Genomic DNA, 15,125 nt, shown 5'->3' on the forward strand with positions numbered 1-15,125 from the left:
GCCGGGTCACCTCACGCGCCGCCCAGGAAGATCGGGTTGGTGAACGCCGCCATCGCGCCCGGCAGCGGTCCGAGCGCCGCCTCGTGGCGCAGCTCGGCGCGGACGTAGGCCGCGTACGCGGGCGTCGTGCGCCACTCCACGACGCCGCTGCCGGACACCGGCAGCGGGGCAGCGGTGTGCAGCGCGCCCTGGTCGGTGACGAAGCGGACCACGCACCGCGGGGCGCCGCTCACCTCCAGACGTACCGTCACCGGCGTCTCCCGGCCGACCCTCAGCCGCTCGCCGATGCCGGCGTGCCGGGCCCGCCCGCCGGACGCCGTGAAGGAGAGGGTGACGTGCTGCGACTCGGCGACGTAGGAGCGGCCCGCCCGGATGCCCGCCTGCACGGCCTCGCGGGTCAGGTCGTCGGCGAGGACCACGGTCTGCGGGTGGCCGACGACGTCCGGGTCCCGGTGGGCGTCGCTGCTGCCCATGGCCGGGATCCAGTCCCGTCCCGCCTCCCGCCCCTTCGCGCGCGCGGACGCGACCAGCATGCTGTCCCAGTCGGCCAGCGCCATCTCGTCGTCGGGTGTCCAGGGGCCGTTCCACACCTCGATGGCGTCCGCCTCGCCGAAGCCGAACTTCCAGTTGCAGCCGATGCAGTTGGAGTGCGGGTGGGCGGGGACGACCAGGCCGCCCGCCCTGCGGACCTGGCGGGCGAACCGGCCGTAGCGGTTGTCGCGGGCCCGGTAGCGCCAGTCGACGAAGGTGCCGGGGTCGGTGCCGAGCGCCACGACGTGGCCGTTGCGGGTGGTGATCTCCTCGCCCAGCATCACCAGCAGGTCCTCGCCCGCGACGTCGGCCCAGTGCGCGTGCGCGGAGTGGGTGTTGTGCTCGGAGCTGTTGACGAAGTCCAGCCCGGCCGCCCGCGCCAGGGCCCCGATCTCGGCGGGTGTGCGCCGGCCGTCGGAGTGCCATGAGTGCAGATGGCAGTCGCCCCGGTACCAGTCCCGGCCGCGTCCCCTGGCCCGCTCCGGCGGGTAGGTCACGCTCGGCGCCTCGCCGGGCTCACCGTACGTCAGCGTGATCGTGATCTCGTAGGTCAGCCCCTGCGGCGCCACCGTGTACGGGCCCAGCGCGATGTGCCACGTGCCGCGCCGTACCGGGCCCGGCAGGTAGCCGGGGGTCGCCTCGTCGGCCCGGAGGAAGAACTCCGTGCGCGCCCCGCCCGACCAGCCCCGGAAGCCCTGGCCGCCGAGGTCGGTGCCGCGCTCGTCGAAGATGCCGATGTCGAGGGCGTTGCCCGGCGTGCCGGCGGGGACCGGCGGGCGGTCGTAGGTGTAGGCGACCTTGAGTTCGCGTACCCCGGAGGGGATCTCCACCGGCACGTACACGAAGTCGGGTGAACCGGGCGGGAGGGTGCCCCGCACGGTCCTCGTCTGCTGCCTGTCGGCGCCCGACGCGAAGCTCACACCCGAGAGCGTCAGCGCGGCGGCGGTCCCCGTCACGAACAGCGTGCGTCTTCCGATCCCTGCGTCCTCGTCACACATGCCGACCAGGATGGGCGCCCGGCGTGAACTCCGGAACACCTCGGGGCGACACCTCGGTCCCCGTATGATCCCGACCAGTCGGTATGGACAGATGGACGTTCCCCCGGTAGAGATGGGGCATGCGCATCGCCGTCACGATCTTCCTCACGGACGAGACCATCGCCCCGACCCGGCTCGCCCGGGAACTGGAGCAGCGGGGCTTCGCCGGGCTGTATCTGCCCGAGCACACCCACATCCCGGTCGAGCGGACCACCCCGTACCCGGCGGGCGGCGACCTGCCGCCCGAGTACGGCCGCACCCTCGACCCCTTCGTCGCCCTCGGCCAGGCCGCCGCGGTCACCGAGCGCCTCGGCCTCGGCACCGGCATCACGCTGGTCGCCCAGCACGACCCGATCGACCTGGCCAAGCAGGTCGCGACCCTCGACCACCTCTCCGGGGGCCGCTTCACGCTGGGCCTCGGCTTCGGCTGGAACGTCGAGGAGGCCGCCGACCACGGCGTCGAGTGGCGGACGCGACGCGAACTGGTCCGGGACCGGATGGCGTTGATGCGCGCCCTGTGGTCGGAGGAACCGACCGGCTACCAGGGCGAGTCCGGCAGCGTCCGGGCCAGCTTCGCGTACCCGAAGCCGGTGCAGAAGCCGCGCGGGCCGGTCGTCGGGCCGCGCACCCTCGTCGGCGGTGCCGCGGGGCCGAAGCTGTTCGCGCACATCAGCGAGTACGCCGACGGCTGGCTGCCCATCGGTGGGCGCGGTCTGTCCGAGTCGCTGCCCGTGCTGCGCGCCGCCTGGTCCGACGCCGGCCGCGACCCGTCCGCGCTCCAGGTCGTCCCGTACGCCGTCCACCCCGCCCCGGGCAAGCTCGCGCACTACGCGGAACTCGGCATCGAGGAGGTCGTCGTACAACTGCCGCCGGCCGGGGAGGCGGAGGTGCTGCGGGTGTTGGACGCGTACACCCCGTACGTGTAGCCGACCGGGCGGGGAGCCGGCCGAGCGGCGCCAGGAACCGCGCGACCGGCCCCGACGCACCCGCGCCCGGCGGCGCACCTCGCCCCCCAGGACCGACCCCGTCCCTCCCTGGAGCCGCGGAGCCCGACCGTATGCTCGAAGAATGACGACTTCCGCGACCTCCGGAACCGGACCCACCGAGAACTCCCTGCGTCGCGCCCTCAAACGCGCCCGTGACGGCGTCGCCCTCGACGTCCGTGAGGCGGCCGTACTGCTCCAGGCCCGCGGCGAGGCCCTCGACGACCTCGCCGCGTCCGCCGCCCGGGTGCGGGACGCGGGACTGGAGGCGGCCGGCCGGCCCGGCGTCATCACGTACTCGAAGAGCGTCTTCATCCCCCTCACCCGGCTGTGCCGGGACAAGTGCCACTACTGCACGTTCGTCACCGTGCCGGGCAAGCTGCGCCGCGCCGGGCACGGGATGTTCATGTCGCCCGACGAGGTCCTCGACATCGCCCGCAAGGGCGCGGCCCTCGGCTGCAAGGAAGCCCTCATCACCCTCGGCGACAAGCCCGAGGACCGCTGGCCCGAGGCCCGCGAATGGCTCGACGCGCACGGCTACGACGACACCATCGCCTACGTCCGCGCCGTCTCCATCCGCATCCTGGAGGAGACCGGCCTGCTGCCCCACCTCAACCCGGGCGTCATGAGCTGGACGGACTTCCAGCGGCTGAAGCCCGTGGCGCCGAGCATGGGCATGATGCTGGAGACGACGGCCGAGCGTCTGTGGTCGGAGCCCGGCGGCCCGCACCACGGCTCCCCGGACAAGGAACCGGCCGTCCGGTTGCGGGTGCTGGAGGACGCGGGCAGGTCCTCGGTCCCCTTCACCTCCGGCGTCCTCATCGGCATCGGCGAGACCTACGAGGAGCGCGCGGAGTCCCTCTTCGCGCTGCGCCGCGTCTCCCGGACGTACCACGGCGTCCAGGAGCTGATCATCCAGAACTTCCGTGCCAAGCCGGACACCGCGATGCGCGGCATGCCGGACGCCGAACTGGACGAACTGGTCGCGACGGTGGCCGTGGCCCGGCACATCATGGGCCCCTCGGGCTGCCTCCAGGCCCCGCCCAACCTGGTCGACTCCGAGTACGAGCGGCTGATCGGCGCCGGCATCGACGACTGGGGCGGCGTCTCCCCGCTGACCATCGACCACGTGAACCCCGAACGCCCCTGGCCGCAGATCGAGGAGTTGGCCGCCAGGTCCGCCGCCGCCGGCTTCGAGCTGCGCGAACGCCTGTGCGTCTACCCGGAGTTCGTGCGGCGCGGGGAGCCCTGGCTGGACCCCCGCCTGCGTCCGCACGTGGCGGCGCTCGCCGACCCGGAGACGGGCCTCGCGCGGTCCGGGGCGCTGCCCGAGGGGCTGCCCTGGCAGGAGCCGGACGAGGCGTTCGTCTCCTCCGGCCGCACGGACCTGCACACCGCCATCGACACCGAGGGCCGCACCTCGGACCGCCGCGAGGACTTCGACGAGGTCTACGGCGACTGGGGCGCCCTGCGTGAGGCCGCCGCCCCCGGCATGGCCCCGGAGCGCATCGACACCGACGTGCGCGCGGCGTTGCGCACGGCGGCGGACGACCCGACACGGCTGACGGACGAGGAGGCGCTGGCGCTGCTGCACGCGGACGGTCCGGCGCTGGACGCCCTGACCCGCGTCGCGGACGACGTGCGCAAGTCGGTCAACGGCGACGACGTGACGTACATCGTCACCCGCAACATCAACTTCACCAACGTCTGCTACACGGGCTGCCGCTTCTGCGCCTTCGCGCAGCGCCGCACCGACGCCGACGCGTACACGCTCTCCCTGGACCAGGTCGCGGACCGCGCCCAGCAGGCCTGGGACGTCGGCGCGGTGGAGGTCTGCATGCAGGGCGGCATCCACCCCGACCTGCCCGGCACCGCGTACTTCGACATCGCCAGAGCGGTCAAGGAACGCGTCCCCGGCATGCATGTGCACGCCTTCTCGCCGATGGAGGTCGTCAACGGCGCGGCCCGCACCGACCTGTCGATCCGGGAGTGGCTGAGCGCCGCCAAGGAGGCGGGCCTGGACTCCATCCCGGGCACGGCGGCGGAGATCCTGGACGACGAGGTCCGCTGGGTCCTCACCAAGGGCAAGCTGCCCACGGCGACCTGGATCGAGGTCGTCACGACGGCGCACGAACTGGGCATCCGCTCCTCGTCCACGATGATGTACGGCCATGTCGACCAGCCCCGCCACTGGCTGGGCCACCTGCGCACGCTGGCCGGCATCCAGCAGCGGACCGGCGGTTTCACCGAGTTCGTGACGCTGCCGTTCATCCACACCAACGCGCCCGTCTACCTGGCGGGCATCGCCCGCCCCGGTCCGTCGGTGCGGGACAACCGCGCGGTGACGGCGATGGCCCGGCTGCTCCTGCACCCGCACATCCCGAACATCCAGACAAGCTGGGTCAAACTGGGCGCGGACGGTGCGGCGGAGATGCTCCGCTCCGGCGCCAACGACCTGGGCGGCACCCTCATGGAGGAGACGATCTCCCGTATGGCGGGCTCGTCCTACGGCTCCTACAAGTCGGTGCGCGACCTGGTGGCGGTGGCCGAGGCGGCGGGCCGGCCGGCCCGCCCGCGCACCACGCTGTACGGCGAGGTCCCCGAGGAGCGGCAGCAGGCGGCGGCGGCCTCCGACGGCCACCTGCCCGAGCTGCTGCCGGTGCTGGACTGAGGGCGGGGCGTTCAGGCGCGCACAGTACGATGATCCGACCCTCGGTGTGTCGGGGGTCGGAGACTGAGGAGATGCGTGCCCGTGCCTGCCCGACGGCTTCCCTCCTGGGCCTGGGTGTCCGGCCTGACCGCGGGGGCGATCGCGGCGGTCGCCGTGCTGGCCGTGCAGGCCGGACAGGGGCAGCGCCCCGCCGCGGCGGCCACCCGGCCCAGTCCTTCGGCGTCCGTCAGCGTCAAGCCCAAGCCGAGCAAGCCGGCCCCGCCGGCCGTGCCCGACGGCTCCGGGACCGGACGGCGGATCGTGTACGCGCTGGGGGAGCGGCGGGTGTGGCTGGTCGACGCCAGTGACAGCACCCGCCGGACGTTCACGGTGTGGCCCGGCACGGTCGACCCCGACCCCGGCGCCTACACGGTCGGGACCCGGACCGACGCCACCACCGGCTCCGACGGCGTGGAGATCGAGCACATCGTCTACTTCGCCGCCAAGTCCGGCGTCAACATCGCCTTCTCCGCCGCGGTGGACGGCTCCTCGCCCCCGCCGGCCGCGTCCGGCACCCAGACCGGCGGTATCCGCATGAAGTCGGCGGACAGCTCGGCGCTGTGGACGTTCGGGACGGCGGGGACGAAGGTCACGGTCGTCAAGTAGTCGGTTCCGCCTGGCCGGTGGGCAGGTGGTTCACCAGCAGGACGACGCCGCTGACGAGGAAGATCCGGGTCGCCGCGTCCAGCCCGTTCCAGTTCTCCGACTGCCACATCGCGAACCACTCGCCGCCGATCGCGAGGAACCCGGCGCCGAACAGCGCCATCACCATGAGCAGCCCGTACGTCGACACCCGCCGTGCCAGCGGGTGCGGGCCGCGGACCCAGAGCCACGTGCCGGCGACGAGGACGAGCGCGGCGACGGTCTCCCACACGATGATCGCGACGTACGCCGCGTCCTGGAGCGCGGTGTCCGTGACGGCCCGCCACATCAGGTCCTCGTCCTTGAACGTGGTGTCCATGGCGAGAACATGGCGGACGAAGTCCTGGTTGGTCCCGAAGTCCGTGATGTTCCCGAAGGCGACGAGGGCGAGGTAGAGGGCCACGGATCCGGTGAGGACGGTGGCGGCTATGGGGATCGTGCGTCTGCTGGTGCGCGTGGTGGTTGTGGACATGCCTCTTCTCTTACCAGTGCCACGCGGCGTCCAAGCACGGTGCGTCAAAATGGTGGCACTGCTCTGGAGGGACGGACCGAGGGGGCCTACGGGTGGCGGGGACGCGACTGTCGATGCAGGAGCTGATCAAGCTGCGCAGACGCGTCGGATTCGTGGGGCGGGGCATGGAACGGGCCGCGTTCGGGGCGAACTTCGACGCACCGTGCGAGGACGAGCGGCATCGCTTCCGGTTCCACGTGCACGGCAACGCGGGGGTCGGGAAGACCTTTCTGGTCAGGGAGCTGGAGCACATCGCCCGCGAGAGGGGCGCCCTCACCGCCTACGTCGACGAGGGCGTCGGCAGCGTGCCGGAGATGATGGCCGCTGTGAGCAGCCAGTTCGCGGCACAGGGACACCGGTTCAAAGAGCTGGATCGCTTGCTCGCCGCACACAGGGACCGGCGCCACGAGGCGGAGGCCGCGATGGCGGCGCTCCAGCCGGAGCCCGAGGGACCGTCGGCCGGCAGCTTGGCCGCCGCTCGGGCCGGTCTCGTCGGGCTGGGCATGGTGCCGGTGGTGGGCCCCTTCGCCGGTGCTCTCGACGCGGACCGGCTCGCACAGGGCGCCGACCGGGTACGAGCCGGCGTCAGCGCACGCTTCCGCAGCCAGGAGGACGCGCAGCTGGTCCTCGATCCGGAACGGGTCCTCACGCCGGTCCTGCTCGGCCAACTGGCGGAGGTGGCGGCCGCCGTGCCCTGGATCGTCCTCTTCCTGGACACGTACGAGCTCACCGGGCCGTTCCTCGACGGCTGGCTGCACCAGGTCATGACCACGGACCGGCACGGCGCCCTGCCTGCCACGGTCGTCGTGGTCACCGCCGGGCAACTCCCCCTGGACAGCGCCCGCTGGGGTGGCTTCGCGGACTTCGTCACCGACGTGCCCCTCGGGCCGTTCACGGAGACGGAGGCGCGCGGGCTGCTGGCGGAGAAGGGAGTGGTCGCCGAGCCGGTGGTCGAGGAGGTCCTGCGGCTCACCGGTGGGCTGCCCGTGCTCGTCTCGACCCTGGCGGAGCAGCGCCCGGACGACCCCGCGGACATCGGTGACCCCAGTGCCACGGCGGTCGAACGCTTCCTGAAGTGGGAGCACGACCCGGCGCGCAGGGCGGTGGCCCTGGCCTGCGCACTGCCCCGGCGCCTCGACATGGACGTGTTCCGGGCGCTCGTGGACCGCCCCGTGGAGGAGGCGGAGGCCCTCTTCGGATGGTTGCGAGGCCTGGCGTTCGTCGACGACCGGGGCGACCGGCTGCGCTACCACGACCTGGTACGCGAGCCGATGCTGAGGTTGCAGCGACGCCGCTCACCACGCGGTTGGACCGAGCGGCACGAGAAGCTCGCGCAGGTGTACGGCGGCTGGCGTGAGGAGGCAGGGCGGGGCCTGGGCGACCTCGCGGTGTGGAAGCAGGAGGAGTGGCGCGCACTGCGGCAGGAGGAGACGTATCACCTGCTGTGCGCTCGGCCGTCCGCGGCGCTCGGTGATGCGTTGCGGGAAGTGGTGGAAGCCTGTCGCACGCACGTGGTGGTCGGCCGTCACTGGGCGCGCATGCTGGACGACGCCGGCTGGGCCACGGGGGCCTCGGACCTCCGTGACTGGGGCGGGCGGCTGCGCGAGGCGCTCGCCGACGAGGCGGACGGCGCGGTGAAGGCCATGGACCTCCTGCTGTCCCGCCCCGGACTCGACACCAAGGGCCGGGCCACGGCGCACGCGCTGCGCGGCACCAGACTGCGCAACGACGGGGAGTACGGGCGGGCCCTGCTCGAGTACGACCAGGCGATCGGACTCGATCCGGAGCTTTCCAGGGCCTATTACGGCCGGGGCTTCACCCATCAGCTGCGCGGCGACCTCCCGGCGTCCCTGGCGGACCTCGACCGTGCGAACGAACTGGCTCCGCAGGAAGGTTGGATCCTCGCCGCCCGTGGTGAGACGTGCCGTATGGCGGGCCGGTACGAGGAGGCCGTGGCCGACCTGGACCGCGCCGTGGCCCTCGATCCGACCGATCTCTATTCCCTGGCGTGCCGGGCCGAGAGCCGACAGGCGCTCGGACAGTACGACGAGGCCATGGCCGACCTGACGCTGGCGCTCACCGTGGACGGGGACTACGTGTGGGGCCTCGTGTACCGGGCCTCTCTTCTGGCGGCCCAGGAGGAGTGGGAAGCCGTCTTCGCCGATCTGGATCGGGCGGCCCGCATCGTGCCCGACTCGCCCTGGGTCGCGTGGGAGCGGGGCGAGGCCTACCGGCTCGCAGGCCGGTTCGAGGACGCCGTCGCCGAACTCGGCCGGGCCCTGTCCCTCGATCCCGATGATGACGAGGCCCTGGCGAGCCGCGGAGTGGCCCTGCACAGACTGGACAGGCCGCAGGAGGCGCTGGCCGACCTCGATCGGGCCCTTGAGCTGGATTCCGACTATGTGTGGGCTCTGGTGATGCGAGCCTCGGTGCGCCGCGAACGGGGAGACGGGGAAGGCGCCTTCGAGGACCTTCGCCGAGCCGTCGCCCTGAATCCGGACAGCGCCTGGGCCGGCGTCGAACTGGCGGAGGCCTATCGCATCGCCGGCCGGCACGAGGAGGCGCTGGCCGTCCTGGGGGATGTGCTGGAACGCGACCCGGACAGCGCCGCCGCGCTGGCGAGTCTGGGTGCGACACACCGGGCGGTGAAGGCACATACCGAGGCCCTGCGTTGTCTGGATCGCGCCCTGGAGCTGAAACCGGACTACGGATGGGCCCATGCCGGACGGGCGCAGGTCTGCCTGGCGGTCGGGCGGACCGAGCAGGCGCTGGCCGACCTCGACCGGTGCGTGGCGCTGGGCTGGGACGCGGACTGGGCGCGCTCCGAGGCCGTCGAGCTGCTGATGCGGTGCGACCGATGGGACGAGGCGCTGGTCAGACTGGCCGAAGCGGGCCGGACGGCGGTGTCCCGAAGCCCTCTCGACGAGTTGTGGTGCGAGACCTACCGGCGCGCGGGGCAGTGGGCGGCGGCGCGCTGGTACGCCGAGCGCATGCGTTCGCAGGACCCGGTCGGCGGCACCATCAGTCTGGCTCTGACAGTCGGTCGCTCCCAGGGACTTCGAGCCTCGGCGCCTCTTTGGCGGGAGCTGGCGCGACTGCTGGAAGACGAAGACACCGTGGCGGGTCCCTTGCGACTGTGCCTGGCGGGGTGGCCGCTCGGCGACTGGGGCCGGGCCGACCGGGGGCTGTCCGAGCTGCTGGCCTCGGCTCCTGACTGGAACCTGCTGGCGGCATTGGCCGACCTCCTCACCGAACTGCTGGGCAGCCCGGATGCCGACCGGGCTCGCCTGTCCCCACGCCTGGCAGCGGTGGCGGCGGCGCGCGACGCGGTGCGGACGCGGTACGCGGCACGACCCGCGAGCAGCTGAATGCCGCCACGGCGGATGGTCACGGCGTACGCGAACCGTTCGGCGTGGCTCGTAACCGACCAATCGCGACCATTGTTTTCAGAACTCGCATACCGATCCGCCCCCTGAACCGATCGTTCCCCGTCGAATACAGTGCTGAGCTGTCGTACGTACGGACGGTGCCCTGGGGAGGTCTGGTGGATGCGACAGCGGGCGCCGTGTGGGGTCGCACCGAGCAGCAGGACTTCCGTAGCCGGGTGCGCGGAACGCTGCTCGGTGTCGCCGTGGGGGACGCGCTCGGCGCGCCCGTCGACGGGCTGGACATCGACGGGATCCGGGCGGCGCACGGCCCGGAGGGCGTCGTGGACCTCGCCCCGGCCCACGGCAGACGCGGCGCCGTCACCCACCTCACCCAGCTCACGCTCTTCTCCGTGGACGGGCTGATCCGCGCCCAGGTCCGCCGCGACACCGGCGCCTGGCACCCGCCGACCGACCTGCACCGGGCGTACCTGCGCTGGGCCACCACCCAACGGGACTGGGGCCCGGACGAGCGCCGCAAGGACGACGGATGGCTGGCCCGTGAGGAGTGGTTGTACGCCCCCCGGGACCCCGCCCGCCACCTGCTGCTCGGACTCGGCGACGAGATCATGGGCACGCTGGAGGCCCCCAAGAACCCCGGCGAGACCGGCCCCGAGGCCGCCGCACGCTCCGCGCCCTTCGGGCTGCTCGTCGGCTGGGAGCCCCACCTCGTGGTGCAGCTCGCGGTGGAGTGCGCCGCCCAGACCCACGGCCACCCCACCGCCTACCTCGCGGCGGGCGCGTACGCCGCGATGGTGCACACCCTGGCGCGCGGTGAGAGCCTGGACGGCGCGGTGCAGCGGGCGCTGGCGCTGCTCGCCGCCCGGCCCGGCCACCAGCCGGTCTCCACCGCCCTCCAGATGGCTCTGGGCGCCGTACGGCAGGGCATTCCGACTCCGGACCGGGTCGCCGACCTGGCCGGTGACGGCGCCGCGGACCGGCTCGTCTCCGCCGCCGTCTACTGCGCCCTGGTCGGCGAGGACGTACGGCACGGACTGCGCCTGGCCGCCAACCACGACGGCCCCTCCGCCACCACCGCCTCCCTCACCGGCGGCCTCCTCGGCGCCCTGCACGGCGAGACCGCCCTGCCCCCGGCCTGGCTCGCCGAACTGGAGGGCCGCGCCACGATCCTCGAACTCGCCGACGACTTCGCGATGGAGATGACCCAGGGCCCGGCCCTGCACACCCCGGCCTCCGCGTCCCAGGCCTGGCTGTCCCGCTATCCGCGGGGCTGACCTGCGGGGGCGGGTTCCCTCCCGGTGGTCCCCTCCTGCAAGATGACCTTCGTTCATCTCATATGCCTCTTGAGCGATCACCAACGGGAGAAACCTCACGTGTCCGAGCAGCCGCAGCAGCCCCCGCAGCCGCCCCAGCCCCCTCCGTCCGGGTACGGCTACCCCGGCGCGGGGCCGTACGCGGGCGGCGGCCCCGGCCCGTACGGATACCCCCCGCAGTACCAGCAGCAGCCCGGCTACGCCGGCCCGCTTCCGCCCGGTACCTACACCGGAGACCCCAACGCGCCCTACGGCTACGACATCTACGGGCGCCCGTACTCCGACAAGTCGAAGATCGTCGCGGGCGTGCTGCAGTTCGTCCTGGGCAGCTTCGGTGTCGGCCGCTTCTACACGGGTCACGTGGGCATGGCACTGGGCCAGCTCTTCACCTGCGGCGGGCTCGGCATATGGGCGTTGATCGACGCGATCCTCCTGCTGACCGGTGACCACACCGATGCCCGGGGACGCGTCCTGCGTGGCTGAGACGGCCCGGCCGCCCCGCCGCGGCACCGCGCTCCGTCTGCTGTCGAGACATCCCGCGACGGCTCCGCTCGCCGTGCTCGCCGCCGGGGCGGCCGGCGCCGTCCACGTCTACGGCACCGACCCGCATCTGCCGGGTCAACTCCTGCCGCCGTGCCCCTTCCACTTCGTCACGGGCCTGCTCTGCCCCGCCTGCGGCGGCACCCGCATGGTGTACGACCTGATGCACGGCCGGTTCGACGCCGCCTGGCTGGACAACCGGGCCCTGCTCCTCGCCTCGCCCTTCGCGCTCGCGCTGCTGGCGCGCTGGATGGGGGAGGGGCTGCGCGGGCGTCACTGGAGGCCCCGTGTCGGCAGGCGGACCCAGGCGCTGATCCTCACCGCCGCCGTGGTCTGGACGGTGGCCCGCAACCTCGGGTGACGTCCCGTCCGTTGGCCTTGATCACGGAAAAGGCACAATCACTTCACGCCACTCCCGTCGGCCTCGATCATCTCCCTATGCTCCTGGTCATCGGGGGGACGGCCGGGCGTGACGGGGTCATGCGCGGGCGGATTCAGGACACGGCCGCGGTATGCGGACCTGCTCGAAGACGGCTGCCTCCTGCTGTCGGAACTCCCCGTTCCGGCCCTTCGCGTACTTCTCAGGAGCAACAGCACATGACCGTCCCCACCGCCGACGCCCCCTACGGTGTCGACCCGCTCGGCCGCCCGTACTCGGACAAGTCCAAGATCGTCGCGGGCATCCTCCAGATCTTCCTCGGCACCCTCGGCATCGGCCGCTTCTACGTGGGCTCCGTCGGCGTGGGTGTCGCGCAGCTGCTCACCTGCGGTGGCCTGGGCCTCTGGGCGCTGATCGACGGCATCCTGTTCCTCACGAGCAACGACCGCACCGACAAGCAGGGCCGCGTGCTGCGCGGCTGACGCCGGCCGGTCGACAGGCAAGGGCCGCGCTCCCGTCGGGGAGCGCGGCCCTTGCCGTACCACCGGCCTTCCCTACTCCACCCGGGCGCCGACACCGTCCGCCGGACCGCCCTGTGCCGGTACCGTCGCCGCCGCGCTGTCGTCGTCCGTGTTGATCTTCTCGATGACCGCGAGTCGCTCCGCCGTGTCCTCCGGCTTCAGGAAGCCGATGAGGATGTACAGGACCAGCGACACCGCCAGCGGGATCGACACCTGGTACTGGAGCGGCACTCCGCCCTCGACGCTCCAGTTGATCGGGTAGTTGACCAGCCAGAAGGCCAGCAGTCCCGCCGCCCAGCTGGTGAGCGCCGCCGTCGGACCGGAGCGGCGGAACGGGCGCAGCAGGCCCAGCATCATCGGGATGGCGATCGGGCCCATCAGTCCGGCCACCCACTTGATGACCACCGTGATGATGTCCTTGAACGTCGGCGAGTTCACCTGGGTCGCCACCGCCATGGACAGGGCGAGGAACACGACGGTCGTCAGCCGCGCGCTGATCAGCCCGGACCGCTCCGACCAGGTGCGCGCCTTCGCCGACAGCACCGGGGCGACGTCCCGGGTGAAGACCGCGGCGATCGCGTTGGCGTCCGAGGAGCACATCGCCATGGTGTGGGAGAAGAAGCCGACGATGACCAGGCCCAACAGGCCGTGCGGCAGCAGCTGTTCGGTCATCAGGGCGTACGAGTCGGAGCCGTCCGGCTTCTGCGCGTCGACCAGCAGCGGCGACATCCACATGGGGAAGAACAGCACCAGCGGCCAGACCAGCCACAGCACCGCCGACAGCCGTGCCGACCGTTCGGCCTCCTTGGCGTTCGGGGTCGCCATGTAGCGCTGGGCCTGGTTCAGCATGCCGCCGTTGTACTCGAACAGCTTGATGAACAGAAACGCCAGCAGGAACACCGTGCCGTACGGCCCCACCAGCGGCTTCTCGTGGCCGGCCAGCTCCGGCCGGTCCCAGACGCCGAAGAAGCCGCCGTAGTCGCCGAGTTTCACCACGACCGCGACGAACATCGCGACACCGGCGAGGAGCTGGATCACGAACTGTCCCAGCTCGGTCAGCGCGTCGGCCCACAGGCCGCCGATCGTGCAGTAGATGCCGGTGACGACACCGGTGATCAGGATGCCCTGGTTCAGGGAGACCCCGGTGAAGACCGACAACAGGGTCGCGATCGCGGCCCACTTGGCGCCCACGTCCACGATCTTCAGCAGGATCCCGGACCAGGCCAGCGCCTGCTGGGTCTTCAGGTCGTAGCGGTTCTTGAGGTACTCCAGCGGGGAGGCCACATGGAGCCTGGAGCGCAGCCGGTTGATCCGGGGCGCGAACAGCTTCGACCCGATGGCGATGCCGAGCGCGATGGGGAAGGACCACGTCACGAACGACGTGACCCCGTAGGTGTAGGCGATCCCCGCGTACCCGGTGAACATCACCGCGCTGTATCCCGACATGTGGTGCGAGATACCGGACAGCCACCACGGCATCTTGCCGCCGGCGGTGAAGAAGTCGCTGACGTTGTCGACGCGTTTGTGCGACCACACGCCGATCGCGACCATCACGCCGAAGTAGCCGATGAGCACGGCCCAGTCGAGACTGTTCATGTGTCAACCTTCCGGGGTCCGCCTGGTGAACGGCCCGCTCATCGTGGGTGCGTCGACGCGGGCACGACAAGCAAGTGGAAGGTCAAGAGCAAGCAAAAAAGTTCTGTACGATGACCTGTGTTCATCTACTTGAACGACCTCGGTGGGCTCAGCGCATCAACTCCCCCGCGTTGACCAGCAACGACTGCCCGGTGACCGCCCGCGCCCGGTCCGACGCCAGAAACGCCACCGCGTCCGCCACGTCCCCGTCCGTGGCCAGCTCCGGCAAGGCCATCCGGTCCCTCAGGCGCGCCAGCACCTCCTCCTCGGACACTCCCTCGGTGTGCGCCGTGAACCGCACGTACGCCTGCACCGGCGGGCCCCACATCCAGCCCGGGAGCACGGTGTTGACCCGGATCCGATCCGGCCCCAGCTCCCGCGCCAGCGAGTACATCGCGCTCGTCAGCGCCCCCTTGGACGCCGCGTACGCCGCCTGCCGCACCTGTGAAGGGGCGGCCACCGCCGACTGCGTCCCGATGAACACCACCGACCCGCCGCCCCGTTCCCTCAGTCCCGCCAGGCACGCCCGCGTCATCCGCAGCGCGCCCAGCAGGTTCACGTCCAGCACCGAGAGCCAGGTGGCGAAGTCGGCGTCCTCCAGTCCGCCGAAGTAGCTGTCCCAGGCGGCGACATGGACCACCGCGTCGATCCCCCCGAACCGCTCCCGCGCGAGCCCGGCCAGCGCCGCGCACTGCCCCTCGTCGGTGATGTCCGTCGCGCGGTACGCGGTACGCGCCCCGTCCGGATCGATCGCCGCGGCGCTCTTGGCGAGGTTCTCCTCGGTCCGCGCGCCCAGCACCGCGTTCCCGCCGTCGCGCACGACGGCTGCCGCGACCTGGTGTCCGAGCCCGGCCCCGACGCCCGACACGACGACGGTCCTTCCGCCGAGCAGTGACATGGGGGCCTCCCTGGGTCTGGCATGTCATCTGACGGACCG

General features: G+C 72.1%; 12 protein-coding genes. 8 read left to right on the forward strand and 4 right to left on the reverse strand.

Annotated elements, in window-relative coordinates:
* Positions 1 to 11 precede the first annotated feature (11 nt).
* On the reverse strand, positions 12 to 1,529 hold the full coding sequence (locus ACZ7LV_RS21565) for a CehA/McbA family metallohydrolase (protein WP_471941350.1): 1,518 nt from the start codon (positions 1,527 to 1,529) through the stop codon (positions 12 to 14).
* A 119-nt stretch (positions 1,530 to 1,648) separates the two neighbouring features.
* Between ACZ7LV_RS21565 and ACZ7LV_RS21570 the strand changes: the two genes are divergently transcribed.
* From ACZ7LV_RS21570 to ACZ7LV_RS21580, 3 genes are all read left to right on the forward strand, one after another.
* Positions 1,649 to 2,494 carry an LLM class F420-dependent oxidoreductase gene (locus tag ACZ7LV_RS21570; RefSeq protein ID WP_471941352.1) on the forward strand — a complete coding sequence of 282 codons (846 nt, stop codon included), beginning with the start codon at positions 1,649 to 1,651 and terminating at the stop codon, positions 2,492 to 2,494.
* A 142-nt stretch (positions 2,495 to 2,636) separates the two neighbouring features.
* Complete coding sequence (locus ACZ7LV_RS21575) at positions 2,637 to 5,222, forward strand: bifunctional FO biosynthesis protein CofGH (RefSeq protein ID WP_471941353.1); 2,586 nt, start codon at positions 2,637 to 2,639, stop codon at positions 5,220 to 5,222.
* A gap of 75 nt (positions 5,223 to 5,297) precedes the next feature.
* Positions 5,298 to 5,867, forward strand: a complete 570-nt coding sequence (locus ACZ7LV_RS21580) for a hypothetical protein (RefSeq protein ID WP_471941354.1) — start codon at positions 5,298 to 5,300, stop codon at positions 5,865 to 5,867.
* On the opposite strand, the gene ACZ7LV_RS21585 is transcribed toward ACZ7LV_RS21580, so the two are convergent.
* Positions 5,860 to 6,375 carry a DUF2165 domain-containing protein gene (locus tag ACZ7LV_RS21585; protein ID WP_471941355.1) on the reverse strand — a complete coding sequence of 172 codons (516 nt, stop codon included), beginning with the start codon at positions 6,373 to 6,375 and terminating at the stop codon, positions 5,860 to 5,862. The genes ACZ7LV_RS21580 and ACZ7LV_RS21585 overlap by 8 nt on opposite strands.
* 113 nt (positions 6,376 to 6,488) lie before the next feature.
* Between ACZ7LV_RS21585 and ACZ7LV_RS21590 the strand changes: the two genes are divergently transcribed.
* The 5 genes from ACZ7LV_RS21590 to ACZ7LV_RS21610 all read left to right on the forward strand — a co-directional run bounded on the left by ACZ7LV_RS21590 (position 6,489) and on the right by ACZ7LV_RS21610 (position 12,514).
* On the forward strand, positions 6,489 to 9,782 hold the full coding sequence (locus tag ACZ7LV_RS21590) for a tetratricopeptide repeat protein (protein ID WP_471941495.1): 3,294 nt from the start codon (positions 6,489 to 6,491) through the stop codon (positions 9,780 to 9,782).
* 176 nt (positions 9,783 to 9,958) lie between these two features.
* Positions 9,959 to 11,074: an ADP-ribosylglycohydrolase family protein gene (locus ACZ7LV_RS21595; protein ID WP_471941356.1), complete on the forward strand. Its 1,116-nt coding sequence runs from the start codon at positions 9,959 to 9,961 to the stop codon at positions 11,072 to 11,074.
* Between the two features lie 99 nt (positions 11,075 to 11,173).
* A complete protein-coding gene (locus tag ACZ7LV_RS21600; protein ID WP_471941358.1) occupies positions 11,174 to 11,596 on the forward strand; it encodes a TM2 domain-containing protein in 423 nt (140 codons plus the stop codon).
* Positions 11,589 to 12,014 carry a DUF2752 domain-containing protein gene (locus ACZ7LV_RS21605; RefSeq protein ID WP_471941359.1) on the forward strand — a complete coding sequence of 142 codons (426 nt, stop codon included), beginning with the start codon at positions 11,589 to 11,591 and terminating at the stop codon, positions 12,012 to 12,014. Before ACZ7LV_RS21600 ends, ACZ7LV_RS21605 begins: the two co-directional genes overlap by 8 nt.
* Before the next feature lie 236 nt (positions 12,015 to 12,250).
* Positions 12,251 to 12,514: a TM2 domain-containing protein gene (locus tag ACZ7LV_RS21610; protein ID WP_401681914.1), complete on the forward strand. Its 264-nt coding sequence runs from the start codon at positions 12,251 to 12,253 to the stop codon at positions 12,512 to 12,514.
* A gap of 72 nt (positions 12,515 to 12,586) precedes the next feature.
* On the opposite strand, the gene ACZ7LV_RS21615 is transcribed toward ACZ7LV_RS21610, so the two are convergent.
* Positions 12,587 to 14,149 (reverse strand): sodium:solute symporter family protein, encoded by a 1,563-nt coding sequence (locus ACZ7LV_RS21615; RefSeq protein ID WP_471941360.1) that lies wholly within the window; start codon positions 14,147 to 14,149, stop codon positions 12,587 to 12,589.
* 148 nt (positions 14,150 to 14,297) lie between these two features.
* On the reverse strand, positions 14,298 to 15,086 hold the full coding sequence (locus ACZ7LV_RS21620) for an SDR family oxidoreductase (protein WP_471941361.1): 789 nt from the start codon (positions 15,084 to 15,086) through the stop codon (positions 14,298 to 14,300).
* Between the last annotated feature and the right edge of the window lie 39 nt (positions 15,087 to 15,125).

The sequence above is a fragment of the Streptomyces sp. NPDC107562 genome, from assembly GCF_055657325.1.

Bases quoted from the DNA above. Each gene is read 5' to 3' on its own strand.
- ACZ7LV_RS21565 (WP_471941350.1), bottom strand. From the start codon at position 1,529: ATGTGTGACGAGGACGCAGGGATCGGAAGACGCACGCTGTTCGTGACG.
- ACZ7LV_RS21570 (WP_471941352.1), top strand. From the start codon at position 1,649: ATGCGCATCGCCGTCACGATCTTCCTCACGGACGAGACCATCGCCCCG.
- ACZ7LV_RS21575 (WP_471941353.1), top strand. From the start codon at position 2,637: ATGACGACTTCCGCGACCTCCGGAACCGGACCCACCGAGAACTCCCTG.
- ACZ7LV_RS21585 (WP_471941355.1), bottom strand. From the start codon at position 6,375: ATGTCCACAACCACCACGCGCACCAGCAGACGCACGATCCCCATAGCC.
- ACZ7LV_RS21590 (WP_471941495.1), top strand. From the start codon at position 6,489: ATGCAGGAGCTGATCAAGCTGCGCAGACGCGTCGGATTCGTGGGGCGG.
- ACZ7LV_RS21610 (WP_401681914.1), top strand. From the start codon at position 12,251: ATGACCGTCCCCACCGCCGACGCCCCCTACGGTGTCGACCCGCTCGGC.
- ACZ7LV_RS21615 (WP_471941360.1), bottom strand. From the start codon at position 14,149: ATGAACAGTCTCGACTGGGCCGTGCTCATCGGCTACTTCGGCGTGATG.
- ACZ7LV_RS21620 (WP_471941361.1), bottom strand. From the start codon at position 15,086: ATGTCACTGCTCGGCGGAAGGACCGTCGTCGTGTCGGGCGTCGGGGCC.